The organism is Pseudomonas sp. Sample_16, from assembly GCF_004307665.1.
Lineage (GTDB): Bacteria > Pseudomonadota > Gammaproteobacteria > Pseudomonadales > Pseudomonadaceae > Aquipseudomonas.
In genome coordinates this window covers 1-839 of sequence record NZ_RCOB01000118.1, presented here as the reverse complement: position 1 = coordinate 839, position 839 = coordinate 1, and the positions used below count along the sequence as shown (strand labels likewise).

General features: G+C 57.2%; 1 protein-coding gene and 1 pseudogene. Both read left to right on the top strand.

Translation table 11 applies throughout. The features are described from left to right. The coding region (locus tag D8U69_RS16585; RefSeq protein ID WP_130907743.1) for a transposase at positions 1-498 on the top strand (498 nt) is incomplete at its 5' end. Between the two features lie 74 nt (positions 499-572). Next, positions 573-839, top strand: a pseudogene (locus D8U69_RS29610) (transposase); the annotation flags it as partial.

The following is an 839-nucleotide window of genomic DNA, read 5'->3' as shown; positions in this document are numbered from 1 at the left end:
TGTTTGATGACCAACCATGTTCATCTGTTGCTGGCTCCGGGTGACTCGGCTGCTGGGCTGGGGCAGTTGATGAAGGTCTTGGCAGCGCGTGCGACGCGCTATCGCAATCGACTGGAAGGGCGTTCAGGCACTCTGTGGGAGAGTCGGTACAAATCCAGTGTGGTGCAGTCAGATTCCTACCTGCTTGCTTGTTGTCGTTACATTGAATTAAATCCAGTACGTGCTCGCATGGTGGCCGATGCGGCGGATTACCCATGGTCCAGCTATGGAGCCCGAATCAGTGACAGGCCTGATGACCATTGGCTGGATTTCGACCCATGCTTTACGGCTTTGGGTGACACGGCGATGGAGCGGCGCCTTCAATATGAGCGGTTCATGCAGCAAGCTACTTCCGATGAGGAGACCAGATTGATTCGGGACGCCTTGCAGCGTGGTCAACTGACGGGGACATGCCGTTTCGTGGACGAGGTGGAGCGGATTGTGGGGCAGCGGGTATAGCAGCGGGGGCGAGGCCGACCAAGGAGCGGACTAGGGAAATAAATCTGTCCCCTTTTTTCACAGTACGTGCTCGCATGGTGGCCGATGCGGCGGATTACCCATGGTCCAGCTATGGAGCCCGAATCAGTGACAGGCCTGATGACCATTGGCTGGATTTCGACCCATGCTTTACGGCTTTGGGTGACACGGCGATGGAGCGGCGCCTTCAATATGAGCGGTTCATGCAGCAAGCTACTTCCGATGAGGAGACCAGATTGATTCGGGACGCCTTGCAGCGTGGTCAACTGACGGGGACATGCCGTTTCGTGGACGAGGTGGAGCGGATTGTGGGGCAGCGGGTA